A 14,570-nucleotide genomic window follows, 5' to 3' on the forward strand; every position below is an offset into this window, starting at 1 on the left:
ATTTTGCGCCAGCGTCGCGAAGAGCTGGGCCTGAGCCAGGAGGACGTCGCCGCGCGGCTGCACATCAGCGTCCGCGCCTACGGCAATTGGGAACGCGGCCTGGTCAAGGAGTGGACGGACCGCAAACTGCTCGCCCTGGCCGAGGCCTTGGAGATGAGCGAGCGGCAGCGCTTCTGGCTCTTCCGCGTCATGGTCGACCGGGACCCGCCGCCGACCTGGCGGGCGGCCGAGGAGAACAGGCTGCCCCAGGACCCCGCCCAGCGCGACTACCTGTGCGACTACGCGGCCCTGATGGAGTCCGTGCCCTACCCGAGCTTCCTGGTGGACCACCGCTGGGACGTGGCGCTCACCAACTCGGCCTTCGACAAGCTCTTCCAGTCGGTGCGCCCGCACCCGACCGCCCTGCCGGACGACAACTTCCTGCGCTTCGTGCTGTTCCACCCGGACGCCGCCGCCGTGCTGGAGGACCACGAACCGGCCTGGTGCGTACCGCTGTTGGCCCAGTTCGCGAACGCGCTGGCCGCGACCCCGGACGACGAGGGCCTGAGCAGCATCCGCCAGGAGGTGGCCCGCGACCCGTTCATGGAGGCGGCCTACCGCTACGGCGTGCCGCACTGGCTGAGCACCCACGGGGCCGATGCCGCCGAGCGCGACGGAGCCGTGCGGACCGTCCGCCACTGGGACCCGCGCTGGGGCCACGTGCGCTGCCGGATGGTGGCCGAATCCAGCCGCATGCTGGACGCGATGGGCCTCACCAGGATCACCATGATCCTGTCGACGCCGCAGGGCGCCGCGACGGGCCCGGTCCGGGGCTCCGGCGCCACCCCGCTCCACCAGGGACCCCGGCTGCGCGCCGTGCCGTCGCTGGACGACTGAGCCCCCGCCCGCCGCGCGGCGGGGGACACTGGAGCCCTCCATCATGTGTCGATCACGGGTCGCGGATCGAATGCCACGGATCGTGGCACCGATCGTGGCACGGTGAAGGGCGGTAGGGCGTGCGGCTGACCATCCTCGGCGGAGGCGGATTCCGGGTTCCGCTCGTCTACGGAGCACTCCTCGGCGACCACGCAGAGGGCCGGGTGTCCCATGTGACGCTGTACGACGAGGACCCTGCCCGGCTCGGCGCCATGGCCCGGGTGCTCGCCGACCAGGCGGCCGCCTCCACAGCGTCCGACGCCCCGGCCGTCACCGCCACCGGCGACCTCGACGAGGCCCTGCGCGGGGCGGACTTCGTCTTCTCCGCCATCCGCGTCGGCGGACTCGCCGGACGCGCCGCCGACGAGCGGGTCGCCCTGGCCGAGGGTGTTCTGGGCCAGGAGACGGTCGGCGCGGGCGGGATCGCGTACGGCCTGCGGACGGTGCCCGTCGCCCGGGAGATCGCGCGCAGGATCGCCCGTACCGCCCCCGAGGCCTGGGTCATCAACTTCACCAACCCGGCCGGGCTGGTCACCGAGGCCATGGCCGAGGAGCTCGGCGACCGCGTGATCGGGATCTGCGACTCGCCGGTGGGGCTCGGCCGGCGCCTCGCCCGGCTGCTGGGGGCCCGGCCCGAAGAGGCCTGGATCGACTACGTCGGCCTCAACCACCTGGGCTGGGTCCGCGGGCTGCGCATCGGCGGCCGCGACGAACTGCCCCGCCTGCTGGCCGACACCGGGGCGTTGGAGTCCTTCGAGGAGGGCCGGCTGTTCGGGGCCGAGTGGCTGCGCTCGCTCGGCGCGGTCCCGAACGAGTACCTGCACTACTACTACTTCAACCGTGACACCGTACGGGCGTACACGGAGGCGAAGCAGACCCGCGGCGCGTTCCTGCGCGACCAGCAGCGCGGGTTCTACGCCGAGGCGGGCCGGGCGGACCGGCCGGCCGGGGCGGCACTGGCCGCCTGGGACCGGACCAGGGCCGAGCGGGAGGCCACGTACATGGCCGAAAACCGCGAGGCGGCGGGCCTGGGCGAGCGCGACGAGAGCGATCTGGAGTCCGGCGGGTACGAAAAGGTCGCGCTCGCGCTGATGCGGGCCATCGCCCGGGACGAGCGGGCCACGCTGATCCTCAACGTCCCGAACCGCGGGGTGCTGTCCGTGCTCGACGCACGAGCGGTCATCGAAGTGCCCTGCCTGGTCGACGCGAACGGCGCCCACCCGGTGGCCGTGGACCCGCTGCCGCTGCACGCGGTGGGCCTGGTGACCTCCGTCAAGGCGGTCGAGCGGGAGGTCCTCGCGGCCGCCGCGAGCGGCTCTCGGGCCGATGCCGTCAAGGCCTTCGCGCTGCACCCGCTGGTGGACTCCGTCGGGGTGGCCCGGCGGCTCCTCGACGGGTACGCCGCCGAGCACCCGGGCCTCGCCTACCTGCGCTGATCGTGCGGCGGGTGCCCCGTGGCGGGAGCCTGCGGCGCCCGTGGCGGGTCCCCCGGACGGCGCAGTGGGCATGCGATGGCGCGGGGGCGCTGTGAGAGTGCGGGATGTGACCACTGCCCCCGCCGAAGCCGTCGCAGCCGCGGCGCCCCCCGTGCTCGACCGGCGGCGGCGCAACGTCGTCTTCGGCACGATCATGCTGGGCGTGCTGCTGGCAGCCCTCGACCAGACGATCGTCGGCACGGCCCTGCCCACGATCGTGGCGGATCTGGGCGGCGGGGACCACATGTCGTGGGTGGTGACCTCCTACCTGCTCGCGGAGACCGTCGCGACGGTGCTGGTGGGCAAGTTCGGCGACCTCTTCGGCCGGAAACTCATCTTCCAGGTCTCGGCGATCGTCTTCATCACCGGCTCGTTCCTGTGCGGCCTGGCGAGCAACATGTCCCTGCTCATCCTGTGGCGGGGCGTCCAGGGCATCGGCGCCGGCGGCCTCATGGTCACCTCCATGGCCCTGATCGCCGACGTGGTCCCGCTGCGCGAACGCGGCAAGTACCAGGGCGCGATCGGCGCCGTCTTCGGGGTCGCGACCGTCATCGGACCCCTGCTCGGCGGCCTGTTCACCGACCACCTCAGCTGGCGCTGGGCGTTCTACGTCAACGTCCCGATCGCGATCCTGGTCGTGGTCGCGGCGGCCCGCACGATCCCCTCGGTCCGGGCCGCCGGGGGCGCCCGCATCGACTACCTGGGCATCGCCCTGGTCGCCGCGGGGTCCGGCGCCCTGATCCTGGCCACCAGCTGGGGCGGAAACGAGTACGCCTGGAGCTCGGGGACGATCATCGGGCTCTTCGTGGCCGGCGTCATGGCCCTCGCCCTGTTCTGCCTGGTCGAGACGCGGGCCGCCGAGCCGATGCTGCCGATGAGGCTCTTCCGGAACCAGGTCTTCACGGTCTGCTCGGTGCTCAGCTTCGTCGTCGGCTTCGCCATGCTCGGTGCGATGACGTTCCTGCCGACCTACCTCCAGTACGTGGACGGGGATTCGGCCACGGTCTCGGGCGTACGGACCCTGCCGCTGGTGATCGGCCTGCTGATCGCATCCGTCTTCAGCGGCAACGTCACCAGCAAGACCGGGCGGTACCGGATCTTCCCCATCGTCGGCTGCCTGGTGATGGGCATCGGCCTGTACCTGCTGTCCCGGATGGGCCCCGGCACCGGCGCCTGGCTGGAATCGCTGTACATGTTCGTGCTCGGCGCCGGGATCGGCCTGTGCATGCAGGTCCTGACGATCGCCGTGCAGAACACCGTGGACTACGCCGACCTCGGCACCGCCACGTCCGGCGTCACGTTCTTCCGTACGCTCGGCAGCTCGTTCGGCACCGCCGTCTTCGGCTCCATCTACGCCAACAGCCTGGGCCCCGCGCTGGAGAAGGCCGTCGAGGAGGCCGCCCGGGCCACCGGGGCCGACCCGGCACAGCTGGCCGAGGCGGCCCAGAGCCCCCAAGGGGTCCACGGGCTCGACCCGGCGGCGGCGGGCCCGATCGTCGAGGCGTACGCGCACGCGCTGCACACGGTGTTCTTGTGGACGGTGCCCGTGGCCGGGATCGGCTTCGTCGTCGCGCTCTTCCTCAAGCAGGTCCGGCTGCGCGACACCGCCCGGGCGGCCTCGACGGACATGGGCGACGGCTTCTCCTCGCCCGTCGCCTCCGGAGACTCGGCCAACCTGCTGGAGCTGGCGGTCGGAAAGCTCGTGCGGAACATGCAACCGGAGACGGCCCGCGCCATCGTGAACGACTCGGACACCCGGCTGGACATCGCCGGCGCCTGGGCGGTGATGCAGGTCGAACTCCTGACCCGCACGGTGGGCCACGCGAGCCTCGGACTCATCGCCTCGCGCCGCGCCGTGCCCCCGGAGGTCCTGCTGCCCGTCTTCGACCGGATGACGGAGGAGGGGTACCTGAGCCGCGAGGGCACCTTCCTCACCCTCACCCCGGCGGGGCAGCGGGAGGCGGCGACCATCTCCAGGGCATGGGGTGACTGGCTCGGCGACCAGCTGGAGAAGGACCGCGGCCGCCCGCGGAGCGAGGAGCTGCGGGCGGCGGCCGACGCGATCGCGAAGCGGCTGCTCGCGGAGGACCTGGGCGAGGGCTACTTCGGGCACAAGGCGCCCGCGGGGGTGTGATGCCCCGGCAGCCGGCAGCCGGCAGCCGGCAGCCGGCAGCCGGCAGCGCCGTGCCCGCTACTGGTACTGCGCGCCGCCCGGGGTGGCGCCGGCGTCAGAGTCCGGTGCGACCGCTGGTGATGCGGCTCCACAGGGAACGCGTGGCGCCGAAACCGCTCTCGTGCACCCAGACGTGGGTGCAGGACGGGCACTGCAGGTGCAACAGGCTGCCGGTGTTGGACAGCAGGTAGCGCCAGTGCTCCGAGCACGTGCGCTGCTCCTCGCACGGCGCGCATCCGCGGTGGTCGTGGCACCGCGGGCAGGCCACCCAGGCACGGCGACCGACGTCCGCGTGCGGGTCAAGCGGCAGCACGGCCGTCTCCGCGCGGGGCGAGGACTCCGGCCGCGACGAGACCGTCGTACACGCGCTGCTGCTCCGCGTCGAGACCGGAGTACAGCAGGTCGTACGCCGCCTCCTCGCCGCGCAGTACCTCGATCGGGTCCCAGTCGGGGCCGAGGGCGTCCATGACCTGGGCTCGCCGGAGGACCTCCTGTGCGGTGAGGTCGACGGTGAAGTCGATCAGCGCGGGGGTGTCCGGGCCGGTGGGCGATGTGGGCTGGTGTGGGGCCATACGGGAGAACTTAGGTATGCCTTCTTTCCCGTGGCAAGAGGGGGTGGGAGATGTCACAGATCACCGGCGTCCCCCGGCGGTACTACGGCGTCGGGTAGTCGTACGAGGGCTCGGGCGGCAGGGTCGCCCCCAGCTCGGGACGCCAGGCGCGCAGGACCGCCGTCGACGGGGCGTACAGGGCGTCCGGGATCTCGTCCGGGGCGAACCACTGCCAGCGCAGGATCTTGTGCGGTTCGGTGACCCGGGGGGTGCCTTCGGCGGCGGTGGTGACCGCCGCCGCGGTCAGGCGCGTCACCCCGGCCCTCGGCGACAGCTGGACCGCCACGACCCGGACGTCCCCGGGGGCCACCCGCAGGTCCGTTTCCTCGGCCAGTTCGCGGGCGGCGGCCTGCTCGAAGCCCTCCCCGGGGTCGACCTTGCCGCCGGGCAGCTCCCAGCGGCCGTCGTGCGCCTGACCCAGGAGCACCCGCCCGTCGGCGTCGGCCACGACCAGCCCCACGCCGACGACGGCGTTGGGCTGCGGGACGGCCCGTACCGGGCGCGCGGGCTGGTCGTTCGGCGTCGTCATCGCTGTGTTCCGCTTCCTGCTCCGATGGGGTGCCGGGCGGGGCCCGGACACCGCTGCGGCCGCTCCCCGGCGGCCACGGCTCCATTCGCCGGTTCGGCAACGGGGTTTGTCAAGCGGGCGGGTCGGGCCGCACCCTCGCCGGTATGGACAACTCGTTCGACGTCGTGGTCGTGGGCGGCGGGACCGCCGGACTCGCCGGGGCGCTGACCCTGGTCCGGGCCCGTCGCTCGGTGCTGGTGCTCGACTCCGGCAGCCCCCGCAACGCCCCCGCCGCCCACCTGCACGGCTACCTCGGCCGGGACGGCGCGAGCCCGGGGCAGCTGCTGGCGGTGGGGCGGGCGGAGGTCGCCGGGTACGGGGGCGCGTTCCGCTCCGGGGCGGCCGGCACCGCCCTCGCCGTGGACCGGCTCCCCGACGGCGGATTCCTGGTCCGGTGCGCCGACGGGTCGGCGGTGCGGGCCGACCGGCTGCTGATCGCCACCGGCCTGGTGGACGAGCTGCCGGAGCTCGCGGGGCTGGGGGAGCGCTGGGGCCGGGACGTGCTGCACTGCCCGTACTGCCACGGCTGGGAGGTCCGCGACGAGCCGATCGCGGTGCTGGCCACCGGCCCGCTCGCCGTGCACCAGGCGCAGCTGTGGCGGAACTGGAGCGAGCGGGTCACCCTGCTCGCCCACACCTGGCCGCTCACCGGCGAGGACCGGGAGCTGATGTCCGCCCTGGGCGTCGCGGTGGTGGAGGGCGAGGTGGCCGGCCTCGACGTCGTCGGTGACCGGCTGACCGGAGTGACCCTGGCCGGCGGCGCGGCCGTGGCCTGTACGGCCCTCGTGGTGGCCCCGCGGTTCACCGCCCGCGCCGGGGTGCCGAGGAGCCTCGGGCTGCCCGTCGTCACGGTGGAGCGGGCCGGGGTGGCGATCGGCACCTGCCTGGAAGCGGATCCGGAGACCGGTGCCACCGCGCTGCGCGGCGTCTGGGCGGCCGGGAACGTGGCCGGCCCCCTGGAGCAGCTGGCCGGTGCGGCGGCGGCCGGCGTGCGGGCGGCGGTGTCGGTCAACACCGACCTGTGCGAGGCGCAGGCCCGCACGGCCCTCGAAGCCCACCGTGCGCGGCGGGGCGGCGCGGGCCCGGCGTAACGCGTCGGGCGGAGGCGTCGGGCGGACGCGTCGGACAGGTGTGCGGGTTTCGGCCAGGGTGCGTCCGTGCAGGCTCTCAGCGGTCTGATCTTCGTACCGTTCATCGGCTCAGAGGCTCGGGGGGCACGCAATGGCACATGTGCTGGTCATCGGCGGGGGCGTGGGAGGCCTGGCGACCACGCTGCTCGCAGCGCGGCACGGACACACCGCCGAACTGTTCGAACGCGACACGCGCGCTCCCGGCGCCGCGCTCGACCGGGACTTCTTCGGCTGGCACCGGCCGGGCGTCCCGCAGGCCACGCAGCCGCACGCCCTGCTCGGTGCGGCCCGCACCCTCCTGCGCGACGAGCTGCCCGACGTGCACGCGGAGATGCTGCGGCTCGGCGCCCGCGAACGGCACGAGCTGGACTGGTTCGACGTACGGCCGCCGGAGCGGCCCGGCGACGAGGACCTCGTCATGCTCCAGGCCCGGCGCATCGTGCTGGAGAGCGCGCTGGCCACCGCCCTGCGAGGCGAACCGGGGGCCGTCATGCACCACGGGGAGCCGGTGACCGGGCTGCTGACCGAGCCGGGAGCCGCCGCGGTCCGGGTGACGGGCGTGACCACCCCGGCCGGCGCCCGTGCGGCGGACCTCGTCGTGGACGCGGGCGGACGGCGCGGAGGTGTCGAACGCCTGCTGGCCGCGGCGGGTTGTCGACCGGCGGCCGTGGAACGGCACCGCACGGGGCTCGCGTACTTCTGCCGCTGGTACCGGCTGCCCGAGGGGACGGACGAGGGCCCGCGCCGGCCCTGGACGGTGACCGGCGGCGCCTTCGCCGGGTGCGCCGTCTTCCCGGCCGACAACCGGGTGTTCGCCGTGACCCTGTTCGTCCACACCACCGACACCACCCGCTCCGCGCTGCGCGACCCGGCCGTCTTCGAGGCCGCCGCCCGGGCCTTCCCGCCCGGTGCGGCCTGGCTGGACCTGGGCGCCGAACCGCTGTCCGGAGTACTTGCCACGGCGAGCCTGGACAACCGGTGGAGCGCTCTGGTCGACGAGCAGGGGCCGGTGGCGACCGGGCTGGTCCCGGTCGGGGACGCGATCACGCACACGAACCCGACGCTCGGACAGGGCACCTCGCTCGCGCTGTGGGCCGCCCGCAGGGTGGCCCGTACGGCGCACCGGGACCCGGGATCGGTACGGTTCGCGGCCGAGTACCACGCGTGGGCCGTGCGCACGCTGAAGCCGTGGTTCGACTTCCAGGTGGTGGCCGACGCGGCCATCGGCGAACGGTTCGCGACCCGGGCGGGGCGGACGGGGACGGCGCGCGAGGTGGCCGCGCTGTTCGAGTGCGCCCTGGAGGACCCCGAGGTGATGCGGGCGCGGGCGCGGGTGAGGCACCTGGCCGAGCCGCCGGAGCGGGCGTACGCGGACCCGGAGGTCCGGGCCCGGGTGGCGCGCTGGCTGGCGGCCCGGCCCGGGTACGCGCCGAACGCGGTGGGCCCGGACCGGGAGGCGTGGGAGAAGCTGACGGCGGGATGACGGGCGGGCCTACGCGCCGGCGGGCGGGCCGAGGACGTCGGCGAGGTCGTAGCCGACGACCTCCTCAAGCTGGGCGTACGTACAGCTCTCCGGCGTCCGGTCGGGCCGCCAGCGGCGGAACTGGGCGGTGTGCCGGAAGCGGTCGCCCTCCATGTGGTCGTACGCCACCTCGCAGACGCGCTCGGGGCGCAGCGGCACCCAGGAGAGGTCCTTCTTGCCGGTCCAGCGGCTCTGCGCGCCGGGCAGCCGGGCGCTCTCGTGGGCGGACTCCTCGGCCCAGGCGGCCCACGGGTGGCCGGTGGCGTCGGCCATCCGCAGCGGTGCGAGCTCGTCCACCAGCTCGGCGCGGCGCTTCATGGGGAAGGCGGCGCAGACGCCCACGTGCTGGAGGGCCCCGTGGACGTCGTGGAGGCCCAGGAGCAGCGATCCGATGATCGGACCGCTCTTGTGGAAACGGAAGCCCGCGATGACGACGTCGGCCGTACGCTCGTGCTTGATCTTGAACATGAGGCGGGCATCGGGCCGGTAGGGGAGATCGAGCGGTTTGGCGATCACCCCGTCGAGCCCGGCGCCCTCGAACCGCTCGAACCACTCCTGCGCGAGGGCGGGATCGGTGGTCGCGGGCGCGAGGTGGACGGGGGGTCGAGCGGTGGACAGTGCGTCGACGAGGGCGGTGCGGCGGTCGGCGAGCGGGGTGTCGAGGAGCGCCTCGTCGCCGAGTGCGAGCAGATCGAAGGCGACGAAGCTGGCGGGGGTGGTCCGCGCCAGCATGTCGACGCGGGACTGCGCGGGATGGATCCGCTCGGTCAGCCGGTCGAAGTCGAGCCGCCCGGCGTGCACGATGACGATCTCGCCGTCCATCACGCAGCGGTCCGGCAGGTTGTCCTTCAGCGCGGTCACCAGCTCGGGAAAGTACCGGGTCAGGGTCTTGCCGGTGCGGCTGCCGATCTCCACCTCGTCGCCGTCGCGGTGCACGACGGCCCGGAAACCGTCCCACTTGGCCTCGTACTGCATACCCGGCGGGATCTTGGTCACCGACTTGGCGAGCATCGGCTTCACGGGCGGCATCACGGGCAGATCCATGTCTTAGATTCTGCGGTGGTACGTCCGCCCCCGCCCGGTATGCGCACCTGGCGGGGGCCGCCTACCGTGGCGCACATGGGTGCATCCGGTAATGCGATCGAGCTGGACGCGGGCGGGCGGACCGTACGGCTGTCCAGCCCGGACAAGGTCTACTTCCCCGAGCGGGGCCTGACGAAGCTGGACGTGGCGCAGTACTACCTGGCCGTGGCCGACGGGATCACGCGCGCCCTGCGCAACCGGCCCACCACCCTGGAGCGCTACCCCGAGGGGGTCGAGGGCGAGTCCTTCTTCCAGAAGCGGGCCCCGAAGAACCTGCCGGACTGGATCCCGACCGCGCACATCGAGTTCCCCAGCGGGCGCACGGCCGACGAGATCTGCCCCACCGAGCCGGCCGCCGTCCTGTGGGCCGCGAACCTGGGCTGCCTGACCTTCCACCCCTGGCCGGTGCGCCGCGAGGACACCGACCGGCCCGACGAACTGCGCATCGACCTGGATCCGCAGCCGGGCACCGACTACCACCACGCGGTGATCTGCGCCCACGAACTGCGCGACGTACTGGAGGACCTCGGAATGCGCGGCTGGCCCAAGACCTCGGGCGGACGCGGGCTGCACGTCTTCGTCCCGATCGAGCCGCGCTGGACGTTCACCGAGGTCCGGCGCTGCGCGATCGCGATCGGCCGCGAGCTGGAACAGCGGATGCCCGGCAAGGTGACCACGGCCTGGTGGAAGGAGGAGCGCGGCGAGCGGATCTTCGTCGACTACAACCAGACCGCCCGGGACCGCACGATCGCCTCCGCCTACTCCGTACGCCCGCGCCCGCACGCCCCGGTGTCGGCCCCGCTGCGCTGGGACGAGATCGACTCGGCCGAGCCCCGCGACTTCGACATCACCACGATGCCCGCACGCTACTCCGAACTCGGCGACCTGCACGCGGACATGGACGACCACGCCTTCACCCTCGACACGGCCCTGGAACTGGCCGAGCGCCACGAACACGACCACGGCCTCGGCGACATGCCGTACCCGCCGGACTACCCGAAGATGCCGGGCGAGCCGAAGCGCGTCCAGCCGAGCCGCGCCAAGCACGAGGACACCGAGCACGAGGACTGAACGCGGGGACCGAGCGCGGGGACCGAGCGCGATGCGGAGCGGCCGTCGGCGGCGGCGGGTGCCGTGCTGAACGGATGTTGATCAGTCGTTGATCGGACGTCCATCCGCGGCGGTGAGGATCTCCGGCATGTCGATGAACACCGTCTCCACCACCGTCTCCGCCTCCGCCACCGCCGCGCCCGCCTGGTACGACCTCGCGCTGTGCGCCCAGACGGGGCCGGGCTTCTTCTTCCCGGAGCCCGGTTCGTCCCTGCGGGACGCGAAGCGGTTGTGCGGGGCGTGCGAGAGCCGCGCGGCATGCCTGGAGTACGCCCTGGCCAACGACGAGCGCTTCGGCGTCTGGGGCGGCCTCTCCGAGTCGGAGCGCCTGGCCCTGCGCCCTCGCAGCTGACCGCACCGGGGCGACGGCGCGAGCCCCGGCAGAGCACGAAACCCCGGCAGAGTACGGCTCTGCCGGGGTTTCGGAGTCGGCCGCCCGAGCGGGCAACGACGGGTGCGGCCGACGGCCAGGGGTCAGGCCTTGCGCGCCGCGATGCGGGCCGCGCGGGCGGCCAGCCTCTCGTCGAACTTGCGGGCCTCGGAGTCCAGGCCGTTCATGAACAGGCCCAGCTCCTCCTGCGCCTGCTGACCGTCGGGGCCGAGACCGTCGATGTCCATGATCTTCAGGAAGCGGATCACGGGGCTCAGTACGTCGTCGTGGTGGATCCGCAGGTTGTAGACCCCGCCGATCGCCATCTGGGCGGCCATCCGCTCGAAGCCGGGCATGCCGTGTCCGGGCATCCGGAAGTTGACCACGACGTCCCGCACGGCCTGCATCGTCAGGTCCGGGGCGATCTCGAAGGCGGCGCCCAGCAGGTTGCGGTAGAAGATCATGTGCAGGTTCTCGTCCTGCGCGATGCGGGCCAGCATCCGGTCGCAGACCGGGTCACCGGACTGGTGGCCGGTGTTGCGGTGCGAGATGCGGGTCGCGAGCTCCTGGAAGGCCACGTACGCCACCGAGTGCAGCATCGAGTGGCGGTTGTCGGACTCGAAGCCCTCCGACATGTGCTGCATGCGGAACTCTTCGAGCTTGTCCGGGTCCACGGCGCGCGAGGCCAGCAGGTAGTCGCGCATCACGATGCCGTGGCGGCCCTCCTCGGCCGTCCAACGGTGCACCCAGGTGCCCCAGGCGCCGTTGCGCCCGAAGAGCGTGGCGATCTCGTGGTGGTAGCTCGGGAGGTTGTCCTCGGTCAGCAGGTTCACGACCAGCGCGATCTTGCCGATATCGGTGACCTTGGACTGCTGCGGGTCCCAGGCCTCGCCGTCCTCGAAGAGGGCCGGGAAGTTCCGCCCGTCGCTCCACGGGACGTACTCGTGGGGCATCCAGTCCTTGGTGACCTTCAGATGGCGGTTGAGCTCCTTCTCGACCACCTCTTCCAGCGCGTACAGCAGCTTGGCGTCGGTCCACGCCTCCGAGCTGCCGAGGTGGGGAGAGGTGATCGTCACGGGTGCTCCTGGGGACAAAGCGAATTACCTACGGTTCCGTAGCCTACGACTCCGTAGGTTAAGCGGAGCGTGAGAGCCAGCCAAGCCCCAGGCGTTCATATGACCGGTTACATCCGGTTATCTATGCAGTTTGAGGGGGCGCCGGAAGGATGCCGCCGAGCGAAAGTCACGCCGGCAGGTGGTCGGCGACACCCGCCTTGACGCACGGACCGGCGCGGAGCGTCCGGCGCGCCGAGTTCCGCGTTGAGCTACGGTCGGTAGTGCACGTCTCACAGCGGGCGACCCGGTGCCCGCCCCGACGCATTCGTCAATCCTGGAGCAGCACGATGACGGGCACCCTCCGCGACCTGCGACCGGCCCGCGAGATCCGGCGGATCCCGCGCGAGGCGGCGGCGCTGAACCATTCGATACGCCTGCCCGGCAGCGCGTACTGCGCAGGCAGTGCCCGCTCCGGCGTGCGGTCCCTGCTGACCCGACACGGATTGCCCTGCCTCTGCGACACCGCGGCACTCGCCGCCTCCGAGCTCGTCGCGTGCGCCCACCGGTTCACGCCCGGCAAGGAGATGCTGCTGAACGTCCGCTGGCAGTTCGACGCCCTGCGCGTCGTGCTCTACGACCAGCACCCGGCGCACTCCTCGCCCGAGGCGAGCGAGGAGTGCCGCGGCCGGCGCAGCCGGGGGATGTGGCTGCTCGCCGCCGCCGTCGAGGCCTGCGGCGGCGACTGGGGGCTCACCCCCGTCCTCACCCCCGTGGGAGGCGCCAAGGCCTGGGCCCTACTGCCGATGCCGCCGTCGCCCTAGCCGTCGGATCGGCGGCCGCGGTCGCGCCGTCACTCGTTCCACAGGGCCTCCCGCACCTCCTCGGCCGTGGTCGGTTTCAGCTCACCGTCGAGCAACAGCCACCGGGTGATCCCGATCGACTCCAGGAACGGCACGTCGTGGCTCGCGACCAGCAGCGCGCCCTCGTACGACTCCAGCGCGCCCGTCAACTGCCGCACGCTCGCCAGGTCCAGGTTGTTCGTCGGCTCGTCCAGCATCAGCAGCTGCGGAGCCGGCTCCGCCAGCAGCAGCGCCGCCAGCGCCGCCCGGAACCGTTCGCCGCCCGACAGGGTGCCGGCCGGCCGGTCCGCCCGGCCGCCCCGGAACAGGAAGTGCGCGAGCCGTGCCCGGATCAGGTTGTTCGAGGCGTGCGGGGCGAACCGCGCCACGTTCTCCACCACCGAACGGCTCTCGTCCAGCACGTCCAACCGCTGCGGCAGGAACCGCACGGGCACGTGCGTCACCGCCTCCCCGGACGCCGGCGCGAGCAGCCCCGCGATCGTGCGCAGCAGGGTCGTCTTGCCCGAGCCGTTGCCGCCCACCAGCGCGATCCGCTCCGGACCGCGCAGCTCCCACTCGCCCTCCACCGTGGCCCCGTGCGCCAGGTGCACATTGCTCAGGGTGAGCACCCGGCGCCCCGGAGGGACCTGGGTGGCGGGCAGTTCGATCCGGATCTCGTCGTCGTCCCGGACCGCATCCACGGCCTGGTCGAGGCGCTCCTTGGCCTGCGCCAGCTTCTCGGTGTGCATGATGCGGTGCTTGCCGGCCGACTCCTGCGCCGCACGCTTGCGGGCACCCATGACGATCTTCGGCTCGCGCTTCTGGTCGTTCATCTTCTGGCCGTACCGCTTGCGCCGCGCCAACTTGGCGTGCGCGTCGGAAAGTTCCCGCTTCTGCCGCTGCACGTCGGCCTCCGCGACCCGGACCATCCGCTCGGCCGCGTCCTGCTCGGCGGCGAGCTGCTCCTCGTACGCGGTGAAGTTCCCGCCGTACCAGCGGACTTCGCCGTCGTGCAGGTCGGCGATCTGGTCGACCCGCTCCAGCAGCTCCCGGTCGTGACTGACCAGGAACATCACCCCGGACCAGGACTCGACCGCCGCGTACAGGCGGCGCCGGGCCCGTAGGTCCAGGTTGTTCGTCGGCTCGTCCAGCAGCAGGACGTCGGGCCGGGAGAGCAGTAGCGCCGCGAGGCGCAGCAACACGCATTCACCGCCGGACAGTTCGCCGACGGCGCGGTCCAGGCCGATCCGGGCGAGTCCGAGCTGGTCGAGCGTGGCCAGGGCCCGCTCCTCGACGTCCCAGTCGTCGCCGACCGTGGCGAAGTTCGCCTCGGTGGTCTCTCCCGCCTCGATGGCGTGCAGGGCGGCGCGGGTGGCGCGGATGCCGAGCGCCTCGTCGACGCGCAGGTCGGTGTCGAGGGTGACGCTCTGCGGGAGGTAGCCGATGGAGCCGGCCACGGCCACCTGGCCGTCGGACGGGGTCAGTTCGCCCGCGAGGAGCTTCAGCAGGGTGGACTTCCCGCAGCCGTTGAGCCCGATCAGGCCGGTACGGCCGGGGCCGGCGGTCAGCTGGAAGTCTTCGAAGACTGGGGTGCCGTCGGGCCAGTCGAAGGACAGGGCGGAGCAAGTGATGAAAACAGGGGCATGGCTCATGGAGGCCTCCAGGTTGCGTGAGTGGTGCGTGCAACACGGGGAGACAGCCGACGGACGGTCACATGTG

The 14,570-nt window shown here is 72.8% G+C and carries 14 protein-coding genes; 8 read left to right on the forward strand and 6 right to left on the reverse strand.

Features of this window, described 5'->3' with window-relative positions; translation table 11 throughout:
* Positions 1-3: 3 nt before the first annotated feature.
* From OG974_RS03540 to OG974_RS03550, 3 genes are all read left to right on the forward strand, one after another.
* Positions 4-876, forward strand: a complete 873-nt coding sequence (locus OG974_RS03540; RefSeq protein ID WP_371645358.1) for a helix-turn-helix domain-containing protein — start codon at positions 4-6, stop codon at positions 874-876.
* A 119-nt stretch (positions 877-995) separates the two neighbouring features.
* The gene (locus tag OG974_RS03545; RefSeq protein WP_327279482.1) at positions 996-2,351 is read left to right on the forward strand and encodes a 6-phospho-beta-glucosidase; all 1,356 of its coding nucleotides are present in this window, start codon (positions 996-998) and stop codon (positions 2,349-2,351) included.
* A 70-nt stretch (positions 2,352-2,421) separates the two neighbouring features.
* The gene (locus OG974_RS03550; protein WP_371645360.1) at positions 2,422-4,524 is read left to right on the forward strand and encodes an MDR family MFS transporter; all 2,103 of its coding nucleotides are present in this window, start codon (positions 2,422-2,424) and stop codon (positions 4,522-4,524) included.
* Positions 4,525-4,618: 94 nt separating this feature from the next.
* Here the strand turns inward: OG974_RS03550 and OG974_RS03555 are convergent, their stop codons facing one another.
* From OG974_RS03555 to OG974_RS03565, 3 genes are all read right to left on the reverse strand, one after another.
* On the reverse strand, positions 4,619-4,876 hold the full coding sequence (locus OG974_RS03555; protein WP_371645362.1) for a hypothetical protein: 258 nt from the start codon (positions 4,874-4,876) through the stop codon (positions 4,619-4,621).
* A complete protein-coding gene (locus OG974_RS03560; protein ID WP_329315106.1) occupies positions 4,863-5,135 on the reverse strand; it encodes a DUF6400 family protein in 273 nt (90 codons plus the stop codon). The genes OG974_RS03555 and OG974_RS03560 overlap by 14 nt, the downstream gene beginning before the upstream one ends.
* Positions 5,136-5,217: 82 nt before the next feature.
* On the reverse strand, positions 5,218-5,703 hold the full coding sequence (locus tag OG974_RS03565; protein WP_329315108.1) for an NUDIX hydrolase: 486 nt from the start codon (positions 5,701-5,703) through the stop codon (positions 5,218-5,220).
* Positions 5,704-5,846: 143 nt separating this feature from the next.
* Between OG974_RS03565 and OG974_RS03570 the strand changes: the two genes are divergently transcribed.
* Together OG974_RS03570 and OG974_RS03575 are read left to right on the forward strand one after the other, a co-directional pair.
* Complete coding sequence (locus OG974_RS03570; RefSeq protein ID WP_371645365.1) at positions 5,847-6,833, forward strand: NAD(P)/FAD-dependent oxidoreductase; 987 nt, start codon at positions 5,847-5,849, stop codon at positions 6,831-6,833.
* A 130-nt stretch (positions 6,834-6,963) separates the two neighbouring features.
* On the forward strand, positions 6,964-8,355 hold the full coding sequence (locus OG974_RS03575; RefSeq protein WP_327279487.1) for an NAD(P)-binding protein: 1,392 nt from the start codon (positions 6,964-6,966) through the stop codon (positions 8,353-8,355).
* Between the two features lie 9 nt (positions 8,356-8,364).
* Here the strand turns inward: OG974_RS03575 and OG974_RS03580 are convergent, their stop codons facing one another.
* The gene (locus tag OG974_RS03580) at positions 8,365-9,438 is read right to left on the reverse strand and encodes an ATP-dependent DNA ligase (RefSeq protein ID WP_328764293.1); all 1,074 of its coding nucleotides are present in this window, start codon (positions 9,436-9,438) and stop codon (positions 8,365-8,367) included.
* 75 nt (positions 9,439-9,513) lie between these two features.
* Between OG974_RS03580 and ligD the strand changes: the two genes are divergently transcribed.
* Together ligD and OG974_RS03590 are read left to right on the forward strand one after the other, a co-directional pair.
* Positions 9,514-10,548, forward strand: coding sequence for a non-homologous end-joining DNA ligase (gene ligD / locus OG974_RS03585; protein ID WP_371645367.1), 1,035 nt, complete (start codon positions 9,514-9,516; stop codon positions 10,546-10,548).
* A 133-nt stretch (positions 10,549-10,681) separates the two neighbouring features.
* On the forward strand, positions 10,682-10,939 hold the full coding sequence (locus OG974_RS03590; protein WP_371646719.1) for a WhiB family transcriptional regulator: 258 nt from the start codon (positions 10,682-10,684) through the stop codon (positions 10,937-10,939).
* Positions 10,940-11,061: 122 nt separating this feature from the next.
* Here the strand turns inward: OG974_RS03590 and OG974_RS03595 are convergent, their stop codons facing one another.
* Complete coding sequence (locus OG974_RS03595; RefSeq protein ID WP_327279491.1) at positions 11,062-12,033, reverse strand: acyl-ACP desaturase; 972 nt, start codon at positions 12,031-12,033, stop codon at positions 11,062-11,064.
* A 326-nt stretch (positions 12,034-12,359) separates the two neighbouring features.
* Between OG974_RS03595 and OG974_RS03600 the strand changes: the two genes are divergently transcribed.
* Positions 12,360-12,833, forward strand: coding sequence for an ATP-binding protein (locus OG974_RS03600; protein ID WP_327279492.1), 474 nt, complete (start codon positions 12,360-12,362; stop codon positions 12,831-12,833).
* Positions 12,834-12,862: 29 nt separating this feature from the next.
* Here the strand turns inward: OG974_RS03600 and OG974_RS03605 are convergent, their stop codons facing one another.
* The gene (locus OG974_RS03605; protein WP_371645369.1) at positions 12,863-14,503 is read right to left on the reverse strand and encodes an ABC-F family ATP-binding cassette domain-containing protein; all 1,641 of its coding nucleotides are present in this window, start codon (positions 14,501-14,503) and stop codon (positions 12,863-12,865) included.
* Positions 14,504-14,570: the final 67 nt, after the last annotated feature.

Source organism: Streptomyces sp. NBC_00597 (genome assembly GCF_041431095.1).
In the GTDB taxonomy this organism is placed as follows: domain Bacteria; phylum Actinomycetota; class Actinomycetes; order Streptomycetales; family Streptomycetaceae; genus Streptomyces.

Excerpts from the sequence above, each read along its gene's own strand:
- OG974_RS03550 (WP_371645360.1), top strand. The coding sequence starts at position 2,422 with ATGCGATGGCGCGGGGGCGCTGTGAGAGTGCGGGATGTGACCACTGCC.
- OG974_RS03560 (WP_329315106.1), bottom strand. The coding sequence starts at position 5,135 with ATGGCCCCACACCAGCCCACATCGCCCACCGGCCCGGACACCCCCGCG.
- OG974_RS03565 (WP_329315108.1), bottom strand. The coding sequence starts at position 5,703 with ATGACGACGCCGAACGACCAGCCCGCGCGCCCGGTACGGGCCGTCCCG.
- OG974_RS03570 (WP_371645365.1), top strand. The coding sequence starts at position 5,847 with ATGGACAACTCGTTCGACGTCGTGGTCGTGGGCGGCGGGACCGCCGGA.
- OG974_RS03575 (WP_327279487.1), top strand. The coding sequence starts at position 6,964 with ATGGCACATGTGCTGGTCATCGGCGGGGGCGTGGGAGGCCTGGCGACC.
- OG974_RS03580 (WP_328764293.1), bottom strand. The coding sequence starts at position 9,438 with ATGGATCTGCCCGTGATGCCGCCCGTGAAGCCGATGCTCGCCAAGTCG.
- ligD (WP_371645367.1), top strand. The coding sequence starts at position 9,514 with ATGGGTGCATCCGGTAATGCGATCGAGCTGGACGCGGGCGGGCGGACC.
- OG974_RS03590 (WP_371646719.1), top strand. The coding sequence starts at position 10,682 with ATGAACACCGTCTCCACCACCGTCTCCGCCTCCGCCACCGCCGCGCCC.
- OG974_RS03600 (WP_327279492.1), top strand. The coding sequence starts at position 12,360 with ATGACGGGCACCCTCCGCGACCTGCGACCGGCCCGCGAGATCCGGCGG.
- OG974_RS03605 (WP_371645369.1), bottom strand. The coding sequence starts at position 14,503 with ATGAGCCATGCCCCTGTTTTCATCACTTGCTCCGCCCTGTCCTTCGAC.